Annotated in this window: 20 protein-coding genes; 14 read left to right on the top strand and 6 right to left on the bottom strand. The window is 52.7% G+C overall.

The annotated features are described in order from the left end of the window. Nucleotides 1–108: 108 nt before the first annotated feature. Nucleotides 109–2,166 (bottom strand): methyl-accepting chemotaxis protein, encoded by a 2,058-nt coding sequence (locus AC3CB2_RS09935; protein ID WP_352932531.1) that lies wholly within the window; start codon nucleotides 2,164–2,166, stop codon nucleotides 109–111. A 345-nt stretch (nucleotides 2,167–2,511) separates the two neighbouring features. Beyond that, a complete protein-coding gene (locus tag AC3CB2_RS09940; RefSeq protein ID WP_352932529.1) occupies nucleotides 2,512–3,021 on the bottom strand; it encodes a DUF2867 domain-containing protein in 510 nt (169 codons plus the stop codon). A gap of 306 nt (nucleotides 3,022–3,327) precedes the next feature. Between AC3CB2_RS09940 and AC3CB2_RS09945 the strand changes: the two genes are divergently transcribed. Beyond that, nucleotides 3,328–4,257, top strand: a complete 930-nt coding sequence (locus AC3CB2_RS09945; RefSeq protein WP_352932526.1) for an alpha/beta hydrolase family protein — start codon at nucleotides 3,328–3,330, stop codon at nucleotides 4,255–4,257. A 68-nt stretch (nucleotides 4,258–4,325) separates the two neighbouring features. Here the strand turns inward: AC3CB2_RS09945 and AC3CB2_RS09950 are convergent, their stop codons facing one another. From AC3CB2_RS09950 to pyrF, 3 genes are all read right to left on the bottom strand, one after another. After that, nucleotides 4,326–4,763, bottom strand: coding sequence for a type III secretion system chaperone (locus tag AC3CB2_RS09950; protein ID WP_352932523.1), 438 nt, complete (start codon nucleotides 4,761–4,763; stop codon nucleotides 4,326–4,328). Between the two features lie 396 nt (nucleotides 4,764–5,159). Further along, the gene (pcp, locus tag AC3CB2_RS09955) at nucleotides 5,160–5,828 is read right to left on the bottom strand and encodes a pyroglutamyl-peptidase I (RefSeq protein WP_352932520.1); all 669 of its coding nucleotides are present in this window, start codon (nucleotides 5,826–5,828) and stop codon (nucleotides 5,160–5,162) included. Nucleotides 5,829–5,955: 127 nt separating this feature from the next. Further along, nucleotides 5,956–6,672: an orotidine-5'-phosphate decarboxylase gene (gene pyrF / locus AC3CB2_RS09960; protein WP_054782915.1), complete on the bottom strand. Its 717-nt coding sequence runs from the start codon at nucleotides 6,670–6,672 to the stop codon at nucleotides 5,956–5,958. 204 nt (nucleotides 6,673–6,876) lie between these two features. On the opposite strand from pyrF, the gene hisB reads away from it, so the two are divergent. The 11 genes from hisB (at nucleotide 6,877) to AC3CB2_RS10015 (ending at nucleotide 14,651) form a co-directional block, all read left to right on the top strand. Continuing rightward, on the top strand, nucleotides 6,877–7,470 hold the full coding sequence (gene hisB / locus AC3CB2_RS09965) for an imidazoleglycerol-phosphate dehydratase HisB (RefSeq protein ID WP_008548769.1): 594 nt from the start codon (nucleotides 6,877–6,879) through the stop codon (nucleotides 7,468–7,470). 35 nt (nucleotides 7,471–7,505) lie between these two features. Continuing rightward, on the top strand, nucleotides 7,506–7,979 hold the full coding sequence (locus tag AC3CB2_RS09970) for a DUF2628 domain-containing protein (protein WP_054782914.1): 474 nt from the start codon (nucleotides 7,506–7,508) through the stop codon (nucleotides 7,977–7,979). Nucleotides 7,980–7,992: 13 nt separating this feature from the next. Beyond that, the gene (gene hisH / locus AC3CB2_RS09975; RefSeq protein ID WP_352932515.1) at nucleotides 7,993–8,646 is read left to right on the top strand and encodes an imidazole glycerol phosphate synthase subunit HisH; all 654 of its coding nucleotides are present in this window, start codon (nucleotides 7,993–7,995) and stop codon (nucleotides 8,644–8,646) included. Nucleotides 8,647–8,691: 45 nt separating this feature from the next. Continuing rightward, on the top strand, nucleotides 8,692–9,435 hold the full coding sequence (hisA, locus tag AC3CB2_RS09980) for a 1-(5-phosphoribosyl)-5-[(5-phosphoribosylamino)methylideneamino]imidazole-4-carboxamide isomerase (RefSeq protein ID WP_008548661.1): 744 nt from the start codon (nucleotides 8,692–8,694) through the stop codon (nucleotides 9,433–9,435). Beyond that, nucleotides 9,432–10,211: an imidazole glycerol phosphate synthase subunit HisF gene (gene hisF, locus AC3CB2_RS09985; RefSeq protein ID WP_008548610.1), complete on the top strand. Its 780-nt coding sequence runs from the start codon at nucleotides 9,432–9,434 to the stop codon at nucleotides 10,209–10,211. The genes hisA and hisF overlap by 4 nt, the downstream gene beginning before the upstream one ends. Before the next feature lie 54 nt (nucleotides 10,212–10,265). Next, nucleotides 10,266–10,589: a phosphoribosyl-ATP diphosphatase gene (locus AC3CB2_RS09990; protein WP_008548771.1), complete on the top strand. Its 324-nt coding sequence runs from the start codon at nucleotides 10,266–10,268 to the stop codon at nucleotides 10,587–10,589. A 54-nt stretch (nucleotides 10,590–10,643) separates the two neighbouring features. Then, the gene (gene coaA / locus AC3CB2_RS09995; protein WP_008548706.1) at nucleotides 10,644–11,609 is read left to right on the top strand and encodes a type I pantothenate kinase; all 966 of its coding nucleotides are present in this window, start codon (nucleotides 10,644–10,646) and stop codon (nucleotides 11,607–11,609) included. Nucleotides 11,610–11,934: 325 nt separating this feature from the next. Next, nucleotides 11,935–12,897: a hypothetical protein gene (locus AC3CB2_RS10000; RefSeq protein ID WP_352932510.1), complete on the top strand. Its 963-nt coding sequence runs from the start codon at nucleotides 11,935–11,937 to the stop codon at nucleotides 12,895–12,897. Nucleotides 12,898–12,991: 94 nt separating this feature from the next. Further along, entirely contained in the window at nucleotides 12,992–13,771 is a 780-nt protein-coding gene (locus tag AC3CB2_RS10005; protein WP_008548709.1) for a GNAT family N-acetyltransferase, read from the top strand. 167 nt (nucleotides 13,772–13,938) lie between these two features. Further along, nucleotides 13,939–14,196, top strand: coding sequence for a SemiSWEET family sugar transporter (locus tag AC3CB2_RS10010; RefSeq protein WP_008548548.1), 258 nt, complete (start codon nucleotides 13,939–13,941; stop codon nucleotides 14,194–14,196). 152 nt (nucleotides 14,197–14,348) lie between these two features. Then, the gene (locus tag AC3CB2_RS10015; RefSeq protein ID WP_008548432.1) at nucleotides 14,349–14,651 is read left to right on the top strand and encodes a hypothetical protein; all 303 of its coding nucleotides are present in this window, start codon (nucleotides 14,349–14,351) and stop codon (nucleotides 14,649–14,651) included. Between the two features lie 77 nt (nucleotides 14,652–14,728). On the opposite strand, the gene AC3CB2_RS10020 is transcribed toward AC3CB2_RS10015, so the two are convergent. Beyond that, nucleotides 14,729–19,537, bottom strand: a complete 4,809-nt coding sequence (locus AC3CB2_RS10020) for an NAD-glutamate dehydrogenase (RefSeq protein ID WP_352932505.1) — start codon at nucleotides 19,535–19,537, stop codon at nucleotides 14,729–14,731. A 356-nt stretch (nucleotides 19,538–19,893) separates the two neighbouring features. On the opposite strand from AC3CB2_RS10020, the gene argC reads away from it, so the two are divergent. Both argC and leuD read left to right on the top strand, forming a co-directional pair. Further along, complete coding sequence (argC, locus tag AC3CB2_RS10025; protein ID WP_352932502.1) at nucleotides 19,894–20,841, top strand: N-acetyl-gamma-glutamyl-phosphate reductase; 948 nt, start codon at nucleotides 19,894–19,896, stop codon at nucleotides 20,839–20,841. Between the two features lie 40 nt (nucleotides 20,842–20,881). Then, on the top strand, nucleotides 20,882–21,487 hold the full coding sequence (leuD, locus tag AC3CB2_RS10030) for a 3-isopropylmalate dehydratase small subunit (RefSeq protein ID WP_014283457.1): 606 nt from the start codon (nucleotides 20,882–20,884) through the stop codon (nucleotides 21,485–21,487). The last annotated feature ends 47 nt before the right edge of the window (nucleotides 21,488–21,534 follow it).

Here is a 21,534-nt window from a genome sequence, read left to right on the forward strand (position 1 = left end):
GAGATCTCGTGCAGATTTGTGCAGTTTCTGTGCAGGTGGTGAGAGCTGCTACGGGAAGGCAGCCTGCATTGGTGTGCAGACTGCTGTTTTTACTTGGATTTAGCGGGCCTAGGCCGCTTTGATATCGCCGAGGAACTGGTCGATTTCGTTGCGGAGGTGATCGGCTTCGGTACGGAGTTCCTCAGAGGCGATGAGGACTTGCTTTGAGGTGACGCCAGTTTGGATGGCAGCTTCGTTGACCTTGGCGATGTTCTCCGTGACCTCAGCTGTTCCGCCAGCGACCTCGCTGACATTGCTGGCGATTTCTTGAGTGGCAAACTTTTGCTCGTTGATGGCGCTGGAGACGGCACTGGCGCGTTGGTCGATCTCACGGATGATCTTGTCGATGTCTTCCATTGCGGTGAGAGATCCCTCTGTGGCGCGTTGGATATCGGCAATCTCATTTCGGATTTGCTCTGTGGCCTGAGAGGTTTGCTCAGCCAGTGACTTCACCTCACTTGCAACCACCGCAAAGCCCTTGCCTGCAACACCTGCTCGTGCAGCTTCTATGGTGGCGTTGAGGGCAAGCAGATTGGTTTGCTCGGCGATGTCTGTGATGATGCTGACCACATCTCCCACACTCTGCGCTGCTTTGCGCAGCTCTGCTGCATCGGAGTTGGCGCTGTGGACCTGATCCACCGCTTCAGACGCTGCTTTTCTGCAGTGTTGCATCTGGTTGCCAATTTCAGCGACGGAGCAATCCAGCTCCTCTGTGGCAGAGGCGACAGACTGTACGCTGCGAGAGGCTTCTTCTGCTGCCGAGGCGACGGCCTTGGATTGGTTGCTGGTAAGCTCGGAGATGCTCGACATTTCCTGAGAGGACAACTGCATGGTCTGCGAGTTGCGGCCCATGGTTTCAAGCACATAGGAAACAGCCTGCTCAAAGTCTGCAATGCGGCCTTCGAGGAACTCGCCACGCTCTAACTGAGAGGCGTGCTGGGTGTCCTGCTCCTTCTTCAGATCGCGTGCGAGGATCATGTTTTCCTGGAAGACGGAGACAGCCTTGATCATCTGGCCCACTTCGTTTTTCGCTGGCTTTGGCAGCTTGATACTCAGGTTGCCACTGGCGAGTTGCTCCATGGCCTCAATGATCTTAGCGAAGGAGCGTTGGATGGACTTGATGAGGATGAAGGACATTAGGAACACCAGCAGGAAGCCAACGGCAGCGATGCTCATGTGAAGGGTGAGACGTCCGTTGGCACTTGCTTGCAGTTGCTCTGTATCTTCAATCAGACTAGCAGCGATGGTGTTTTCCAAGGCCTTGAGCTGGTTGATTTTTTGGGATGCCGTGTCAAACCACTCAGGGCCACTGATGGTTTCCAGAGCTGTTGCAGTTTCCTCACCACCCAGTGCTATATCGCGATAGGTGTTCAGCTTGGTGTTGGCGGCACCGTTCTGCAGTTTCTCATAGTCTGCGAAAAGTTCGGGTGTGGCATAGGTTTGGAAAATGTGCGTGAAGGCGTTCTGTTCAACGATAAGACGTTGGAACTTTTGCAGGGTGGCAGGTGGGAATGCATTGCTTGCAAAGCCCGCTGCGCCAACAGCCCGCTCCAGCCCAGCCCGCTCTTTGGTCAGCAGGAAGGCGTGGTAGCTTACGATGCGGTCTACAATTTCCGCATTGGGGCTGAGCTCACTCATGGAGCCGATGATATCGAGTTTTTCAGAGTTCAGTCTGGTGTAGAAAGCAACCGCCTCAGCCATCTGCACATTCAACGCATCAACATTGGAGCGCATTCTGGGCGTCTTTTGCAGCTCGGCATTGATGCCTTCCAGATCAGCGGCAAATGCTGGCTGATAGATGGACAGGTCAAAGCCCTCAAGGAACTGCAGGTAATCGATGCGGGCGGTGTCCGTTGCCTTGCGCTGGCTCTTCAAGTCCGCCTCAAACTGCTGACCTTTGCTGGCAAGGAATAAGGCTGTGGCGCCGCGCTCTTTCTGCTGCTCATGCACCAGACTACCGATTTTGACGGAAAGGCGCGTGAGCTGCGAAAGGGCAGCCAGTTTCTGCTCATCCTCGGTGTCGACCTTGATGAGCTGATAGAGAAAAACGAGGGCTGCAATGCTTGGAATAATTGAAAGCAGTGTGATGGTATGAACAATTTTGAGCTTAGCTAAATATGCAAACATGATAATTTGGTCCGCTGAAATCTAACTAAGCATTTTCCCGTGTTTATTTACGGCTAGTTAACGATAGGAGGCCGATTCCATGCATGCGGGCAGCATTCCAAAACGTGTGCCCTTTGCATTCCTGATAGAGCTTTGTTCGGCAATTTGTTTTCCGGAAATATGGTCGAGATGTTAATCAGGCAAAAAATTTTAGTTATTTCGCATATTCTTTAGAAAAGAAACATCGAAAATATCAGTAAAATGATTAACCAGAGCAACAACCAACCGAAGCAAGGCTCTCTTTATAAATAAAGATTCGCCGCGAAGACTCGAACCATAAACCTATATACATCCTGATTAAGCGTTTTACTTTGAAACGGAGAAAGTAGAACTTACGTTACGTAGCATGTTCCACGCAATGAACTTGTGAGCCGGACCGACTGGCAGCATGTAGAGTTTGCCGAACCAGTTGTGTGTGATGACCGAAGAGGTGATGCGCACTAACGCTCCTTCAGAAATTGCATCGACGCTGAACGTGGTCATGACCGAGAGATGTTTATCTCTTGAGGTGAGTACCAGCTCGCGGTCCTCAATGTGCTCGACCAGAAAGAAATCGAGCTTCTCGCCGACTTCTGGAAGCGTGATCTTTCGTTTGCCTTCAAAGCCTTTGATTTTGGTAACCCCAGCCAAGGCTGAGATCTGGTCTCTCACCCAAAATGCAGCGCCAAGCCATGCAGAGCGCTTGCTGAACAGAGCGTTGTAGACCTCAAACGCGGTTGGGTGTTCTTGTATCTTCAAGGAGTTGACGTGATAGAAGTACAGCTCTTCGCGTGGAGCAACCAATTGAGGGGCCGGGAGAGATAGGGTTTCCGGCATATTTCACGCTCCTTTATGATGCTGCAGCAGGTCTTAATTGTGTTATTTAGATTATTCTAAAGTTTGTTTATTTGCAATGAATTAGATAGCTTCAGTTAGCTTGCCTAATCCTGCGATAATATATTTTCTGTGCCACATTCTCGCCTTATGATTGCAACACACTTTTCCGCGCACCGCATCGGTGTTTCTAGTATCAATTTACGGCAAACACGCCAACTTCTGAGATCACTTTGGGGAGTGAGCCTCAGGAGTGGACGCCTTTCTGTGCTGCTTTGGGCGCCTATGTGCTTGCCATTGGGGGATTTTATGAAATCTACATTGCTTAAAGTTGTTGTGGGGTGTTCGGTTCTTCTCAGCGCACAGGCTGCTGCTGCGTCCGGTCTTTATCTGGTGCGAGAAGATGGTAGCGAGATTGAAATCTATCTGAAATCACAAAGCCCGAAGAACGCGACAGATCTTCTTGTGCTTATTCAGGGCTCTGATTGCAACAGCGTGGCCAATAATAAGCTGATCAACGAGGAGTTCTCGCAGGTTCTGCCGGAAGCGGATATGCTGACGGTTGAGAAGTACGGCATCACTTCCGACCTTTCCTGGGACAGGAATGATGAGCGCGCGGATTGCCCAGCGGCTTATATTGAGAATGACTCGCCGGAACGCCGGACTGCGGATTACATCAAGGTGATCAGTCAGTTGAAGGAAGGCGGCATTTACGAGCGCGTGATTTTGCTTGGTGGCAGTGAAGGCGCGGTGGTTGCCAACATGATTGCTGCGAAGGCGGATTTCGTGACTGCGAGCATTGCGCTGAATGGTGGCGGGCGTCACTTCATTGATGACATCCTGCACAACATGAAGTCCAGCGGTATGCCGGAAGAGGCGTTCAAAGAAGCTTCTGCGGGTTTCAAAGGCTTTGCCCAACAGGTGACATCCAGCGAGCCATTTGAACTCAACATGAGTGGGCATGGCTACAACTGGTGGAACAGCATGCTGAAATCAGATCAGCTGGAGATCCTCGCGCAGGTCGACACTCCTGTTCTGATTGTGCAGGGTGGGCAGGATCAGAGTGTCTCTCCTGAAGCTGTTGAGGAGCAGATTGCGAAGCTGGATGGATTGGGTAAGACCAACGTCACTTACAAATCCTATGCTGACATGACGCATTCTTTTAAGAGCGCTGCGGGCGAAAGTATGGTTCCGCAAGTCATCTCAGATATTCAGGGCTGGCTGGCAAAGCTGGATTGATCCATCGAAGGGCAGTTTTCTGCCCTTTTCTTTTTCGGTGGGGGATGGATCGCTCGTTTAAGTAACGACTAGTGTAGTTCCAGCTTAGCCTGGGCGCTTTCTTGCGTGTGGCGAATGCCATCACGTTTCATCTTACGCTCACACTGGCGCTGGGAGGCAGGGGCAAACTTTGGCTTCCACGCACGTACGACTTCTTTGAACTCGGCCACAAACAGCTGGAGTTCAGTGGCATCAAGCTCATCCAGAGCGATGCAGGACACGACGGCAGGTTGGCCGAGGGCAACACGGATAAAGGTAAAACGGTTCTTAGCAGTATGGTTTTCGTGCAGCATTTGGACCATGAGATGCTGCGGAACTTCTGTATCTTCTGAGAGATAGGCCATCATCTTCAGGCGCTTATCGCAGGCCCGCATGTGGATCTCGATATCGTCAGCGTTCATCGTACACTCACCGTCTTTGTTAAAGACGAGAGCATCCATACCGCCATCCGATGCAATCTTATTCATGAGTGTTTGAGGTGTCATATTCTGCAAGACTGACCATCCCATCGTTTTGTTTCTATGATAGCGAAAAATGTCGAACATTCTCCTAAGAGCTCCCCGCTTTTGAGGCAGGAAGTTCTATTGATCACTATGAACGGGAATGTGGGCAGAAACTGTTCTCTACGAGACACAAAGGCGTGAAGTGCACTGAATGGACGTGCTTTGTGCCTGCTTCATAACGTGGGTGTGAAGGCGTAGCGTCAGGGCATCCCTCGAAATCGCTTAGGTAAGTTGCGCAGGTCACAAAACACAACCAGATGCGATCACATCTGCTGAACTCGCCGTCAGATGGCTTGGATAAGTGTTGAAAGGCACCGCCTCTTACTGAGGCGCCTTATATCCTCGAGCAGGTATCTCTTTTTAAATCAGCATCTTGGAGATGATGTTGATGTTCTGATCTTCCTGATTTGCCTGTAACGCCTCAATTCCAGCCCGCATGCCTTTTACCAGCGTATCCACGGACATGCTTGGCGCACCGAGGTTCTGAATCATGGCCGCAACTTCGGGCAGATGGGGCAGATGCACCCAGCCTGCACGGATGGGAAGTTTGTTTTTTGCAATGTGGTGCAGGACGCCATACATGAGGTGATTGCAGCAGAAGGTGGCAGCAGAATCCGAGATATCCGTTGGCACTCCAGCATCTCGCATAGCCTGTGTCATGGCTCTAAGGGGAACTGTGGCGTAGTAACCAACCGGGCCATCAGGCACCGTCAGCTCTCCCTGCAGTGTAACGCCTGCGGTGTCCGTGACATCGTAACGCGCACAATCATTGAGGTTTTGCGCCAGACGTTCCAGCGTGATCATAGAGCGACCACCGTACTCGCCCAACATGAGGACAGCGCTGGGTTTCAGCTCTTCCATGGCGGCGACGGTCTCTTCAATGCAGCGGAAATATGCACCGGAGACAATGCGGGAGACAATCTTTGCGCCTACGATCTCTTCGCCATCCAGCGCTAATGCCAGTTTTTCTGCGGGATTGGTCGGCGTGTTGGCATAAGCGCCAAAGCCGGTGATGAGAATGGTGTCCATGGGATGCCAGCTCCTTCTCACTGTGTTCCACCATCAGTATCGGGAGCAGCTTAAGTCTTTGTTCAAGGGACAAAGAAAGATGGAGAAAATGAGCCTCTGAGTGGCAGAGGCTCATTGAAGGTAATTCTTAAAGCGCACTCTCGATTTCGGCCACAACAGCTTCGGCTGCGGCGCGGGGGTCTTCGGCGCGGTAGATTGGGCGGCCGATGACGAGGTAGTCGGAGCCTGCTTTGATGGCATCGTATGGGGTCATGACGCGGCGCTGGTCGCCAGCATCAGAGCCTTTCGGACGGACACCCGGCGTCACGATGCAAAGCTTGTCGCCAACCTTTGCACGCATTGCAGCAGATTCCACCGGAGAGCAGACAATACCGCCAACGCCTGCTTCAATTGCATCAAGCGCGCGCTGTTCGACAAGGTTTGCAGTTGGGCCAACATAGCCAGCGTCTTTTACGTCCTGCTCGTCCATGGACGTGAGGACGGTGACACCCAGCAGGCAGAGGTCTTTGTTGCCGACTTCTTCCAGTGCCTTCACCGCGGCACGCATGTTTTTCGGGTACGCATGGATGGTCATGAACTTCATGCCCATTTTCGCGACGTTTTTCACTGCGCTGGTGATGGTGTTGTCGATATCCAGCAGCTTTACATCGAGAAAGATGGAGTGCCCTTCTTTGGCCAGCTCTTCCGCGAACTGCAGGCCACCTGCAAACTGGAGCTGCATGCCGATTTTGTAAGTGCCGACAAGCCCTTGAGTCTTCTTGACGAGCTCACGCGCTTCATCAACTGTTGGAACATCCAGAGGAAGGATCAAGCGATCGACTGCATTTGCTGGGCGATAAGACATGCGAGGCTCCAAATATCTGATAGATAAACGGCTCAGTTCCTAACAGTTTGTGCCGAGAAATACCAGAGGGAGTAGCAGATCCTAGCTTTTTCATCTTTGGGTATTTGCAGCGATCCCTTAGCCTGTTAAAACGGCGCGTCTTTAAATGCTTGTGCAGGGGTTTTGCATGAGTATAAGGGCTATAAACTTATCAAGGGACATCCCATGCGTCAGGCCACTATTGCCCGCGGCACTAAAGAAACGACGATCTCTGTTTCCATCAATCTGGATGGCACAGGCAAGTATGACATCAAGACCGGTGTTGGTTTCTTTGATCATATGTTGGAACAGCTTTCCCGACATTCGCTCGTGGACATGACCATTCGCGCAGATGGTGACACCCATATTGACGACCACCACACCACAGAGGATGTGGGCATTGCTCTGGGACAGGCGTTTAAAGAAGCGCTTGGCGACATGAGCGGCATCACCCGCTATGCAGATACGCATCTGGCGATGGATGAAGCCCTGACCCGTGTGGCACTGGATGTTTCCGGTCGTCCTTTCCTTGTCTGGCAGGTGGACTTCCCACGGGACAAGGTTGGCACGTTTGATGTTGAGCTTTTTGAAGAGTTCTTCCGTGCGTTTGCCATGAATGCAGGTTTTACTCTGCACATTGCAAACCTTTATGGCACCAACTGCCATCATATTGCGGAAACATGCTTTAAAGCGGTTGCGCGTACAGTACGCACAGCTATCGAACCAGATCCACGCCAGAGTGGACGCGTGCCGACGACGAAAGGTCAGCTTGGCGGCTAACCTTTTTCGGCCCGCAGCTCTACCAGTTATGGAGAATGCAATTGGCTGTCTATTATGTCATGACCGAACCAGGGGTTTCTCTTGACCACCTGAAGGACGAGGACGCACGAAACATCAAATTCGTGAAAGACGGCTTTTCGTGGTGGGCGATGCTCTTCCCCCTCCTCTGGTCTCTCTATAACCGCATGTGGCTGGTCTTTCTTGGCTATCTGGCAGCGATCATTGCATTGGTGTTTGTCGCCGATGCCTTTGGCTCGACTACAGGCGGCTTTATCACGGTACTTGCAACGCTGTTCTTTGCGATGGAAGCCGGGTTCCTGAAAAGCTGGAGCCTGCGCCGCAAAAACTGGCAGACCGTCGGTTTCATCACTGCCTCCAATCTGGATGAGGCAGAAATCCGTTTCTTCGACCGTGTTTCCCGCCGCAAAGGCGAAACGCGGCCCCCACAGGGGCCTCAGGCTCCACAAACCAGCGACACAGATGTCGTTGGAATGACACTCAAGCGATAACAGGAGTTCCTTCATGAGTGTGGCAATTATTGATTATGGTTCTGGCAACTTGCGCTCCGCAGCAAAAGCGTTTGAGCATGCAGCCCATAACCATCATCATACTCATGAGGTGACGGTGACTTCGGATCCAACCGTTGTCGCCAAGGCTGACCGCATTGTTTTGCCGGGTGTTGGTGCATTTGCAGATTGTCGCCGTGGCCTGCAGGCTGTTGATGGCATGGAAGAGGCGCTGGCGGAAGCTGTGCTGACCAAAGGCAAGCCATTCATGGGCATTTGTGTTGGCATGCAGCTGCTGGCAACCCGCGGGCTTGAGTTTGAGAAAGCTGAAGGGCTGGACTGGATCAGCGGTGATGTCACTGCAATGAAACCATCTAATCCTGAGCTGAAAATTCCTCACATGGGCTGGAACACCATCAACGTGACTGGTGATGAGCACCCGGTTCTTGAAGGCATCAAAACCGGTGGTGATGGCCTGCACGCTTACTTCGTGCACTCCTATCACTTTGCGACAGCCAACCCTGCGCACCGTTTGGCAAGCTTTGACTATGCGGGTGAGTTCACTGCGATGGTGGGACGAGACAACATCGTCGGCACGCAGTTTCACCCTGAAAAGAGCCAGAAGCTCGGCCTCTCCCTGATTTCCAATTTCCTGAGCTGGGCGCCGTAACGGCTGCCCGCTTTCAGTGACACAGACAAGTCCAAGGACAGAATTATGATTATTTTTCCAGCGATTGACCTTAAAGGCGGCCAGTGCGTTCGTTTGAAACTGGGTGACATGGATCAGGCGACCGTGTTCAACGATGACCCAGGTGCGCAGGCGAAGGCGTTTCAGGATCAGGGTTTTGAATGGCTGCACGTTGTTGATCTGGACGGTGCGTTCGCAGGTGAGAGCAAAAACGGCGAAGCTGTTGATGCGATCCTTGCCAACACCAGTAACCCGGTTCAGCTGGGCGGTGGTATCCGCACCATGGAGCACATCGACAACTGGCTGGCAAAAGGCGTTGCGCGCGTTATTCTCGGCACCGTTGCTCTGCGCGACCCTGAGCTGGTGAAGGAAGCTTGCAAGAAGTATCCGGATCGCATTGCCGTTGGCATCGATGCCAAAGGCGGCAAGGTTGCCGTTGAAGGCTGGGCCGAGACTTCTGAGCTGACCGTGATTGAGCTGGCAAAGCAGTTTGAAGATGCTGGTGTTGCTGCAATCATCTACACCGATATTGATCGTGACGGCGTTCTGAAGGGCCTCAACATCGAGAGCACTCTGGAACTGGCTAATGCTGTGAGCATTCCGATCATCGCTTCTGGTGGCCTTGCAGACATCAAGGACATTGAGCGTCTGATCCAGCCTGATTGCGATATTCTGGAAGGCGCGATCTCTGGTCGTGCGCTGTATGACGGTCGTCTTGATCCTGCTGAAGCTCTTGATCTGATCAAGAAGAGCCGGGAGGGCCTCGCATGACCCTGAAGGCACGTATTATTCCATGCCTTGATGTGAAGGATGGCCGTGTCGTGAAAGGCGTCAACTTTGTTGACCTGATCGACGCTGGTGACCCGGTTGAGGCAGCAAAAGCCTATGATGCGGCGGGTGCTGATGAGCTGACGTTCCTTGACATCACAGCCTCCAGCGATAACCGCGACACAATCTACGATGTTGTGCAACGCACTGCGGAAGCCTGCTTTATGCCGGTGACTGTTGGCGGCGGTGTGCGTACCGTGGAAGACATTCGCAAGCTGCTGAATGCGGGTGCAGACAAAGTTTCAATCAACACTGCAGCGGTGAAAAATCCTGAGTTTATTCGGGAAGCAGCCCAGAAGTTCGGTAGCCAGTGCATTGTTGTCAGCATCGACGCTAAGCGTGTTTCTGCTGAAGGTGAGCCTGAGCGCTTCGAAATCTTCACCCATGGTGGCCGTACACCAACGGGCATTGATGCGGTTGAGTTTGCCAAGAAAGCCGTGGATCTGGGCGCTGGTGAGCTGCTGGTGACCTCCATGGACCGTGATGGAACGCAAGAGGGCTACAATTTGCCGCTTACCCGTGCAATTGCGGATGCTGTACATGTACCGGTGATTGCTTCCGGTGGGGTTGGAACTCTGGATCATCTGGTTGAAGGTGTCCGTGACGGGCACGCGACTGCTGTACTTGCTGCTTCAATCTTCCATTTTGGGACTTACAGTATTGAAGAAGCCAAGCAACACATGGCAGATGCTGGAATTCCTATGCGTCTGGATAAGTAAATTTCGCTCAGGTATTGAAAGTAATCCTGAAGCGGCCTCAACAAGGCTAGTCAAATGACCAATTTTACCCTTTCGGACCTAGAGGCTATCATTGCTGCACGTGCGAACAGTGATGATGAACTGTCTTATACCCGCAAGCTCATTTCCAAGGGCGTTTCCAAGTGTGCACAGAAGCTTGGAGAAGAAGCCGTTGAAACTGCGATTGCGGCTGTAGAGCGTGATAAGGAAGGCGTTGCTTCTGAAGCAGCTGACCTGCTTTATCACCTACTTGTTGTTTTGAAGGTTTCCGATGTGGCGCTGGACGAAGTTCTGGCAAAGCTTGCAGCACGCACCGGACAAACCGGACTGGAAGAAAAAGCCTCCCGTACGGACGGCTAGGTTTCTTCTTGTCATGCGAAGTGGGAGGCACGACGGGCCTTGAGCGCTAACGCTATGCATAAAGAACTCGCTCCAGTTCAGGAACTGGATCTGTCTCCCTACTCTGTGTTTACAGAGACTGAATGGGCGTCTTTACGTGCAGACACGCCGATGACGTTGAGCGTGCAGGAAATTGAAGACCTGCAATCGCTCAATGACTTTGTGTCTCTGGAGCAGGTGAAGAATATTTACCTGCCCCTTTCACGTCTGCTTGCCTATTACGTGGAAGCTTCCCAAAGCCTTCAGTTTGCGACGAAGCGCTTTCTGGGTATGCAGCTGACCCGCACACCGTTCATCATCGGTATTGCGGGTTCGGTCTCTGTTGGCAAATCCACGACTGCCCGTCTTTTGCAGGCACTCCTTTCGCGCTGGCCAGCCAGCCCGAAGGTGGACCTGATTACGACAGATGGTTTTCTGTACCCGAATTCTATTCTGGAAGCAGAAGGGCTGATGCGCCGGAAGGGTTTTCCGGAGAGCTATGACCGTTCTGCCCTGCTGAAATTCCTGACCGACATCAAGGGTGGGGAGCGTGAAGTACGCGCCCCGATTTACTCTCATTTCTTCTATGATGTGATGCCGGGACAGCATGTCACAGTCGAACAGCCAGACATTTTGATTGTCGAAGGGCTGAACGTTCTGCAGACATCTCACCAGCCGAAAGCGGCAAAGGCCGTGCCCTTTGTCTCTGATTTCTTTGACTTTTCCATCTACATTGATGCGGAAGAGCAAGTGCTGCAACGCTGGTATCTGGAGCGTTTCATGCGACTGCGTGAGACCGCGTTCCGCGATCCAGGTTCATATTTCCATAAATTTTCCACAATTTCGAATGATAAGGCGCAAGAGATCGCGAAGGACCTTTGGCAGAACATCAATCTGGAGAACCTTCGCCAGAACATCTTGCCGACGCGACCACGCGCTGATCTGATCCTGACAAAGGGTACAGACCACAGCATCGAAACAGTGGCGCTGCGCAAGATCTAAACGAGCAAACGCGCTCTTACATTGCTGACAGACAGACTGGCACCAAGAGGCAGGCGCCAGCCTGTATTGCATTTGTTTGAGCGCTGAGTGCCTGCAGGCTTTCCTTGTGAAGGCTTGCCGGACATTTTGCCTGCTGGCGTGCGAGATGCCCCCCAGCAGGAGCTTGCGTCAGTAAAACGACAGCTGCGCACCATCATCAGACTGGCATGAACCACGAAGCGCGTGAGCGCCTCGACCGTTTCCTATTGCCATCTTTCAGCAATCTCGTGACGCAACGCGCGCGGGAACCGGTGCTGCTGTGCCTAAAAAGGCTTTCGGAGGGATTATGCTACAGCTTGCAAAAGTATCCGCGTATGCAGGGTTTAGTTTTCTGGTTCTCACGACTGCAGTGGCTGCAGGACCAAATGCTTCTTTTGGTGAACTATCCTTGCCAGAGGAGCCAGTTTCACTGGTTTCCGGCGAAGATACTCTTCCGCAAAACAAGATGACGACCTCCGGCAACTACAATGTCGCTAAGCCAATTCTTGCGAAGGGCTGGACAGCGGCAGATGACGGAACCGTTGGCACTTCTCTTCAGCAGATCCTGCCCGTTGGCGCTCAACTGAGTGTTCTGGACTGGGCGACAGACGCTGCCAAGGGTGAGCTGGTTCGCCTTGGCGTTGATCAGCCGGATGAAGACGGCGACATTGCCTCTGATATTTACGTTTCCAAAGCAGACTTTTCTAAATACGCATTGACTGAAGTGGCTACGCTGAGCCGCGACGAAGCCAACAAAATTGCCGGTAGCGAAGAAGACAGCTACATGGGCTATGCCAGCGCCGTGTTGGCAGCCAGTTCTGGCGGTGTTCGTTCTGCCCGCCGTCGCCGCGGCATGACCTACTGCTACCGCTATGTGAAGAAGCACCTCCTTTCCGAAGGGCTTGTAGATACCTATATTCCAGGTGGATCAGCTTACATGGCGATCAAAGCGTTGCCTAAGTACGGCTTCAAGCGCTTGCGTGTCAGCAGCCCAGACCGCGCTCCAGACGGTTCCATCTGCGTTTACGATCGCGATAAACGGAACCGCCACGGCCACATCGAGGTGAAGAAGAGCGATACCTGCTACTGGTATGGATATGGCTGTAGCAAGAACTCGATGTACGGGCGGCGAGATTTTTATGACTGCTTTGCCAAAGGTGACATCAAACGGAGTTTCTGGGCGTTTACATCATCGAGGAGAGACGATGATGAGGATACAAAGGGATCAGCCTCTCTTGTGAGAAAGAACGATCCTTCTGAACGCCTGTAATCAACCTTGATGACGAACCCTGACCGAGAGGTCGGGGTCTTGTCATTTTGGTGTTGTAAACTTTCCAGACCGGGACATTCCGAGGAGCTTTAAAATGCTTGCATATCTAGCTGCACTGAAATCAGTAGAGAAGGCTGAAAAAGATCCTTCTCAAAACCAGAACGAACTGGGGCAGGTTGTCGGTGATGATATGTCTGACTGGACTTCAGCCAAGCAGCCGACAGATGAGACCATGGTTGGTCACTTCTGCCGATTGGAGCGACTGGACCCAGCCAAGCATGCAGAAGATCTTTATGAAGCCTTCAGCGTGGACACAGAAGGCCGGAACTGGACCTATCTGGATGAAGGCCCGTTTCCTGATTTCGAGAGCTTTGAGGCTTACGTCAAAGAGCTTGCAACAGGAAATGATCCGTTCGCCTTTGCCATCATTGAGCAGGAAGGTGGAAAAGCGCTTGGCATCGCCAGCTACATGAACATTGTGCCAGAAACTGGCAGCATCGAAGTTGGACACATCCACTTCTCGCCTCTGCTGCAACGTAAGTGCGGCGGTACTGAAGCGATGTTTTTGATGATGCAGCGGGTGTTCGATAAGTGGGGCTATCGTCGCTATGAGTGGCGCTGTAACGCCCTAAACAAGGTTTCCCGTAAGGCTGCGGTTCGTCTTGGTTTCAGCTACGAAGGCACATTGCGTCAGGCCTCCGTCGTGAAAGGCAAAAACCTGGATACAGCTTGGTTCTCTGTTTTGGATAGTGAATGGCCGGTTCTTCGCGCTTCCTTCGAGAAGTGGCTTTCTCCTGCGAACTTCAAAGAGGATGGCGCACGCATCAAGACCCTGAGTGAGCTGATTGCGCGTGAAGAGACACGGGTGTTCTAGCAGCGGTTTTGCAGTCTTCGAGATGACGAAGCCTCGGGCAATCCCGGGGCTTTTTTGTGCGCACACTTACCGCAAAAGGACCTATTACACTCGCTTTTTTGCTGTGCTAGTCTCACCAGCACCTACCTAAGCTTTTCCTTGATACACTTCTGAATGCGATATTTCCTATGCTTGTTTATGCAGATTACATTGGCTATCTCGCAGCCATTATCGGCACATTGTGCTGGCTTCCGCAGACTTTGAAAACGTGGAAGACGCGCGAGACAAAAGACCTTTCCCTAGCGGCTAACCTTCTTGTGCTGAGCACAGTGTTGCTCTGGTTTATCTACGGCATCATGACCGCCGCCTGGCCGCTTGTTGTCGGCAACGTCATTTCCATTATCGCCGTCGGAGCGATTGTGACAGCCAAGTTGATCTACAAGTAAGATTTGGGCCAGAAAGATTGGAATTGATTAGATAGAGGTGTGCTCCATTAAGGGCGGGTTCAGCACACCTTTCGGGACGCAATAGACAGAGACGCTGGTTTAAATTCATATTTATCGGGAGGATATGTTTTGACACTCAAGAAGGAACCAGCATGTTCGACCTCAATAAAAACAACAAGAACGCCGCCGCCCAACAAGAACTGAAAGCGCAGTTGGAAGCGCTCCGTTCGAAATCAGGAACAAAGGTCGAAGAAGAACGCGTCGAGGGCGTTCAAAAGAGTGTGCTTGATCGCGCTGCTGCCCCTCGTGAAGTGCAATTGACCCACGATATAGCTGCAGCTCGCGAGAAGTACCGCGCAGCCTCTTCCGAAGAAGATAAAAAAGCAGCCATGAAGCATATCTCAGACCTTGAGATGCGTCTGGCCATGGAAAAAGAAAAGAACGCCAAGAGCTGAGTGCTCTGGTTTCGGCAAAGAAAAACCCCGGTGCAGCATGCTACACCGGGGTTTTGTTTTGAGCTTTTTCGCGAAGCTTAGTTTGCCAGCTCTGCCAGCATGCCAGCTGCAACGGAGAACTTAGAAACCGACAGGTTCTTCTCCAGAATTTCGCTGGTTGCCTGCTGGGTTCTTTCCGCTTTGCCTGCGTTGCGCTCCAGCCAACCGTCGAAGCCTTTTTCATCTTCAAGAGCCTGAGCAGCCAGATCACGTAGTGCGTTTGCAAGGATCGAACGGGAGCGGTCGAGTGCCAGACCGTCGTAGTAGTCACGAATCACAAACTCACGAGCCAGCTCTTCAATCGCGCCGAACTTGAAGTGTTCAGCAACGCGGAAGTAAGAGGCTGCAACTTCATCAACGTCACGGTTGGCTTTCTCGGAGACCAGAACGATATCCGGGATCACCATTTCACCGATCAGGCGAGCGATGCGTGCTGCGATCATGATTGGAACGCCAGCTTCTACCAGACGGTTGGTTTCCGCCTTGAGCATTTCTGCACGACCTTCTGAGAGGAAGGTTTCCAGACGCGGAGACAGACGCTTCACGGTATCGCGGAAGCGGTTGATCGCGGCTTCCAGACCATCCTCGAAGGACACGTTGCGCAGGAACCAGATGACCATGCCGAGCACCAGATCCTGAACCAGAGTGTAGAGCTCCAGCTGCAGATCACCAGAGATGGTGTTGTCCAGACGGTCAATCTCTTCGTTCAGCTGTGTCAGACCGAAGGCATCACGAACCACTGCGAAGGCACGCGCCACATCAGCTACAGACGCGCCGGTCTGGTCGATGATGCGGGTCAGGAATGCCGGACCACCACGGTTGATGATGGAGTTTGCCAGCATGGTCGCGATGATTTCGCGGCGCAGACGGTGGCTCTCAATTTCCTGAGAGTAGGTGTCTGCCATCTCTTTCGGGAAGTAGCGGTACAGCTCTTTTGCAAGGTACGCATCATCCGGCACGGAGCTTTCGAGCAGCTCATCATGCAGGGTGAGTTTTGCGTATGCCAGCAGCACGCCCAGTTCCGGACGGGACAGGTGCTGACCGGCTTTCTCGCGCTCTTCGATGGTTGCGTCGTCCGGCAGGTCTTCCACCGCACGATCCAACAGATCCTGAGATTCCAGCTGGCGCATCATGCGCACCTGATAGCCGAGATCTTCCAGACCACGACGATCACAGAGAGAGATTGCTAGTGTTTGCAGGTAGTTGTTACGCAGCACCAGCTGTGCAACTTCGTCTGTCATGTCAGCCAGCAAGACGTTGCGGTCCGGAGTGGTCAGGCTGCCCTTCTTCACTGCCGCGCCCAGCGCAATCTTGATGTTCACTTCCATATCGGAGGAGTTCACACCAGCGGAGTTGTCGATCGCGTCGGAGTTACAACGCCCACCGGCACGTGAGAACTCAATACGTGCTTTCTGGGTGATGCCAAGGTTTGCACCTTCACCGATAACCTTTGCACCAACTTCAGCAGCCGTGATGCGGATAGAGTCGTTGCCACGATCACCCACTTCAATGTTGCTTTCATCAGATGCACGGATGTAGGTGCCGATGCCGCCGAACCACAGAAGGTCTGCCTTCATCTTCAGGATGGCAGTCATAACCTCCTGAGGTGATGCTTTTGCCTTATTGAGGCCGAGCATCTTCTGAACTTGAATGGACAGAGGAATAGACTTGGAAGAGCGTGGGTAGATGCCACCACCTTCAGAAATCAGTTCCTTGTTGTAGTCCTGCCAAGAAGAACGGCCCAGATCGAACATGCGCTTACGCTCGTCCCAGGTCACAGATGGATCTGGATTCGGGTCGAGGAAGATATCACGGTGATCGAAGGCTGCGACCAGCTTGGTTGCTTTAGAGAGCAGCATACCGTTGCCGAACACATCACCAGACATGTCGCCAACACCACAAGCGGTGAACGGCTCTTTCTGGATGTCGCGGTCCATTTCACGGAAGTGACGCTTCACAGCTTCCCAAGCGCCACGTGCGGTGATGCCCATTTTCTTATGGTCATAACCAGCGGAACCACCGGATGCGAACGCATCACCGAGCCAGAAGCCTTTGTCTTCAGAGATCGCGTTTGCGGTGTCTGAGAAGGTTGCTGTGCCTTTATCCGCTGCCACAACAAGGTATGGATCATCCTGATCGTGACGCACCATCAGCTCTGGTGGCAGGATGAGGTCAGCGTCCAGGTTATCTGTCAGATCCAGCAGGGAGGAGATGAAGATCTTGTAGGCTTCTGTGCCTTCAGCGATCCACTCATCACGGCTACCAGTTTTTGGAAGCTGTTTCGGCAGGAAGCCGCCTTTTGCGCCAACCGGAACGATCACAGCATTCTTAACCTGCTGTGCTTTCACTAGGCCAAGCACTTCTGTGCGGTAGTCCTGCGCACGATCGGACCAACGCAGACCGCCACGGGCTGCTGGGCCGAAGCGCATGTGAACACCTTCCACGCGTGGGCTGTAGACGAAGATCTCGCGGTACGGCAGAGGCTTTGGCAGACCTTCCACTTTGTGTGGGTCCAGTTTGAACGCAAAGGTTGCTTTCGGCTGGCCAGCGTCATCCAGCTGGAAGAAGTTGGTGCGCAGAGTTGCGAGGATCAGGTTCTGGAAACGACGGAGGATTCGGTCGTCATCCAGGCTTGTTACTTCGTCCAGGCTTGCGGAAATCTCATCAATCAGACGGCTCTCCTTACCCGAACGTTCAAACGTTCCGAGTGTAGGATCGAAGCGTGTATGGAACAGGTGAACCAGCTGCTGAGCGATCTGTGGATAGCGGTTAAGAGTTCCCCACATATAATCTTCAGAATAGAGGATTCCAGCCTGACGCAGGTAGCGGGAGAGCGCACGGATCATCGCAATGTCGCGCCAAGCCAATCCGGCGGTCAGTGCGAGGGCGTTATAACCATCGTTTTCAGCCTGTTTATTCCAGACTGCGAGGAACAGAGCACCGAGTCGTTCGATGTCCGCTTCTGTGAAGTTGCGGAAGCGGTTCTCATCCAGGTGCAGCGTGGTGTCGTGCAGGTAGCTCAGCTCACGATCCGCTGGTGTAATCCGGTAGGTTCTTTCGTTGATGACGCGGAAACCGAGGTTTTCCAGCATCGGGACACGGGCAGACAGCGGAATCGGTTTGTTGAGATGGTATGCACGCAGAGAAATCTGGCCCTTACCTTCACGCTCACGCTTGTAGAAGCTGATCACCAGAGGGCGCTTCTCACCGAGCTGCTCGATGCGGCGGATATCCTTGGTTGCGGTCGCTGCTGGTGTTGCGGAGGTATAGGCACCATCAAACGCAGAACCATAGCGTTTGAGAAGCGCACCAGAGATCGCATTGCCATAGACGGAGCGCAGAGCTTCTCTCAGGCTGTCTGTCCACGTGCGGACGATTTCCTGAATGGAAGCTTCCAGCTCCGCCTGAGATGGCTGAGGCGTATCACCAACATAACGGCCAACGATGTAGTGAACGCGGACCAGCGGGCCTTCCGGGAACGTTGCGTACCAAGCGGACAGACGGCCTTCGTAGACGTTTGCCAGATACTTCCCGACACGCTCGCGGATGCTCGTGGTGAAGTGATCACGCGGAATATACGTGATGATGGAAACGAAACGGTCGAACTTGTCGGTTCTGGAGAGAACACGGACACGTGGGCGTTCGTTCAGCTGCAGAATTGCGTCTGCGAAGTTGGAGAGCGTATCGACGTCAATCTGGAACAGGTCATCACGTGGATAGCCTTCCAGAATGTTGCGAAGCGCACGGCCGCTGTGGCTTTCCGGATCAAAGCCGTGGTTCTTCATTACCTTCGCGGTCTTATGGCGAATGTAAGGAATGGAGCTTGTTGAACGGGTGTAGGCTGTTGCTGTGAAGAGACCAACCACTCGCAGCTCGCCGCGCAGTTTGCCTTCTTCATCAAACAGCTTTACGCCGATGTAATCCATATGCACGTGACGGTGCACGCGGCTGCGGATGTTGGCTTTACCGATGATCAGCGGTTCCGGCTTTAGCAGGAACTCTCTGATTTCCGGTGTCATTACAACGAACTCTGAGCCTTTGCGCAGCACGCGGACGTTAGGATCTGTCAGGATACCCAAGCCGGAGCCTTCGATCAGGGAAAGCTCACCGTTTTCGCTGGTGTCATCGAAGATGAATTCACGAATACCGAGAAGAGTGAAGTTGTCAGCCGCCATCCACTCGAGGAAGGCAATCGCTTCATCAAATTGCTTGTTGTCGGCTTTTGCGCGGACCTGCTGGTATTCTTCAACAGCCAGCTGAATTCTGTCGCGCATTGGGCGCCAGTCATTCACGGCCTGACGAACATCGTTGAGAACAAGATCGAGGTTTTCCTCGAGTTGCTTGATGTCCTCATCGGAGTTCAGACGGGTCAGATGAATATGGATGAGACTTTCGCGGCGAACAGATGGTCCTCCCAGACCAACAGTGCCGTGGAATTTCTGGAGGCCACCGTCGTCATCGCGCTCGACAACGAAGAGTGGGTGCAGAACGAGGCGAACTTCGTAACCAGCTGTCTGGATTGCCCCCATAACAGAGGATACGAGGAAGGCCATGTTATCGTTGACGATTTCAACGACGGTGATGTCTTCGAGTTGCTTGCCGTCAGCATTTGGCTGCGGATTGAAAACACGAATTCGATGGGTCCCTAGTGGGTGATTTGCGAAATCAGCCCAGGCTTCCTGCGAAACAACAGCAAGCTCTGATGGGGTGTAGTTCAGGAGATCTTCTGCATCGGCGTGAGAGAAGAGGTCTTCGGCAAACCTTGCTTCGTCTTCGTTTTCGTCAATCAGCAGTGCACAGGTATCGGCAATAAGCCCAGCTTTAGCCTCGGTTGTCGTTACAGACATTCAGGCGTTCCTCATCCAACATTATAGTCGGCACAGGCTGCGCGAACATGCCACATGGACGCGGCCTATGCCTTTGAAACCTATTAAGGTGCATTTGTTCAATTTTTCAATGCGAAACGCGATAAGAACACCGTAAAAACGTCCTTTTCAGTAGAATGTGTTCGGATGTGAGCGACATACGGGAATTCTTGTAATATTCGAAAAGCCCGCCCGGCGAACCTCTGGTTGCTTGAGCCTCCCTCAACTGCCAATTGAGGACAGAGGTCTAAAAAAACGCGCCCTATTCTGTGACAATGGGTGATGGACGTTGTACAACCCCTGAACCTATTCCAACTACAAGCTCCAAGGAGTCAAAAATGTCGGTGCGCGTGTTCATTGATGGAGAAGCCGGAACTACGGGTCTGCAGATCCGCGAGCGTTTGGCTGGGCGCCGTGACATTGAAATCCTAAGCATCACTCCAGAGCGCCGCAAGGAACTGGACGCACGTGCTGAGCTTTTGAATTCTGCTGATGTTGCAATTCTGTGCCTGCCTGATGCAGCTGCACTGGAGAGCGTCTCGCTCATTACCAACGACAGCACCCGTGTGATTGATGCGTCTTCCGCGCATCGTGTTAATCCAGAGTGGGCCTATGGCTTCCCTGAAATGACAAAGGATCAGGCGGAGATCATCTCCAAGGCACGTTTTGTATCAAATCCGGGTTGTTACCCTCAGGGTGTAATCGCAACTATTCGTCCGTTGCTTGAAGCTGGCCTTATTCCGTCCACCCATGCGTTCACTGTGAATGCAGTTTCCGGATACACCGGAGGTGGTCGTCAGATGATCGAAAAGTACGAAGGCAATGATAAGGCGTCCTCTTACTGGCCATATGGTTTGCAGTTCGGTCACAAGCACCTGCCAGAGATGCAGTTCTACGCTGACCTTGCTCATGCTCCTTTGTTCCAGCCTGCGGTTGGCAACTACGCACAGGGCATGATGACATTTGTGCCGTTGCAACTCGGGCAGCTTCGCAACGCACCAACTGGCAAAGATCTGCATGCAGCGCTTGCAGACCATTTCTCCAGCGTGGCTGGCGACGTGGAAGTGGCTCCACTTGAAAGCGTGAATGCAATCGAAGACCTGAGCCCAGAGATGTTCAACGGCACCAACAAGATGCAGTTGCACGTGTTCGCTAACGATGATCGGCATCAGGCTCTGTTGGTTGCTATCTACGACAACCTTGGTAAGGGCGCTTCAGGGGCAGCTGTCCAAAACCTGAATATTATGATGGGCCTGAACGAGAGCATCGACCTCGCTGTTGCCTAAGAAAAATTAGAGAATTCCAGAGATCCGAGGAGAGTATTCCATGGAAAAGTTTACAGTACTGACAGGCGTTGCTGCACCTTTGCCGTTGGTCAACATCGACACCGATATGATCATCCCGAAGCAGTTTTTGAAAACCATTAAGCGTTCGGGCCTTGGCACTGCACTGTTCCATGAGATGCGCACCAACGACGACGGCTCCAAGAACGAAGAGTTCGTGCTGAACAAGCCAAGCTATGAGAAAGCTCAGATCCTCGTTGCTGGCGATAACTTCGGCTGTGGTTCTTCCCGTGAGCATGCTCCATGGGCACTGTTGGACTTCGGTATCCGCTGTGTTATCTCCACCAGCTTTGCTGACATCTTCTACAACAACTGCTTCAAGAACGGCATTTTGCCAATCATTGTAAGCCAGGAAGACCTCGACAAGCTGATGGACGATGCATCCCGTGGTGCAAATGCGACTCTGACTGTTGATCTGGAAGAGCAGGAAGTTCGCGGTCCGGACGGTGGTGCGATCAAGTTTGATCTGGACCCACACCGCAAACACTGCCTGCTGAACGGCCTTGATGACATTGGTCAGACCTTCGAGAAGACCCAGCACATCGACAGCTACGAAGACAAGCTGGAACTGAGCCATCCTTGGCACTGATTAAGTCAGAAGCTGATGAAGCAAAGGGCGCTTGAAGCGCCCTTTTT

This window comes from Pseudovibrio sp. SCP20 (genome assembly GCF_057774105.1).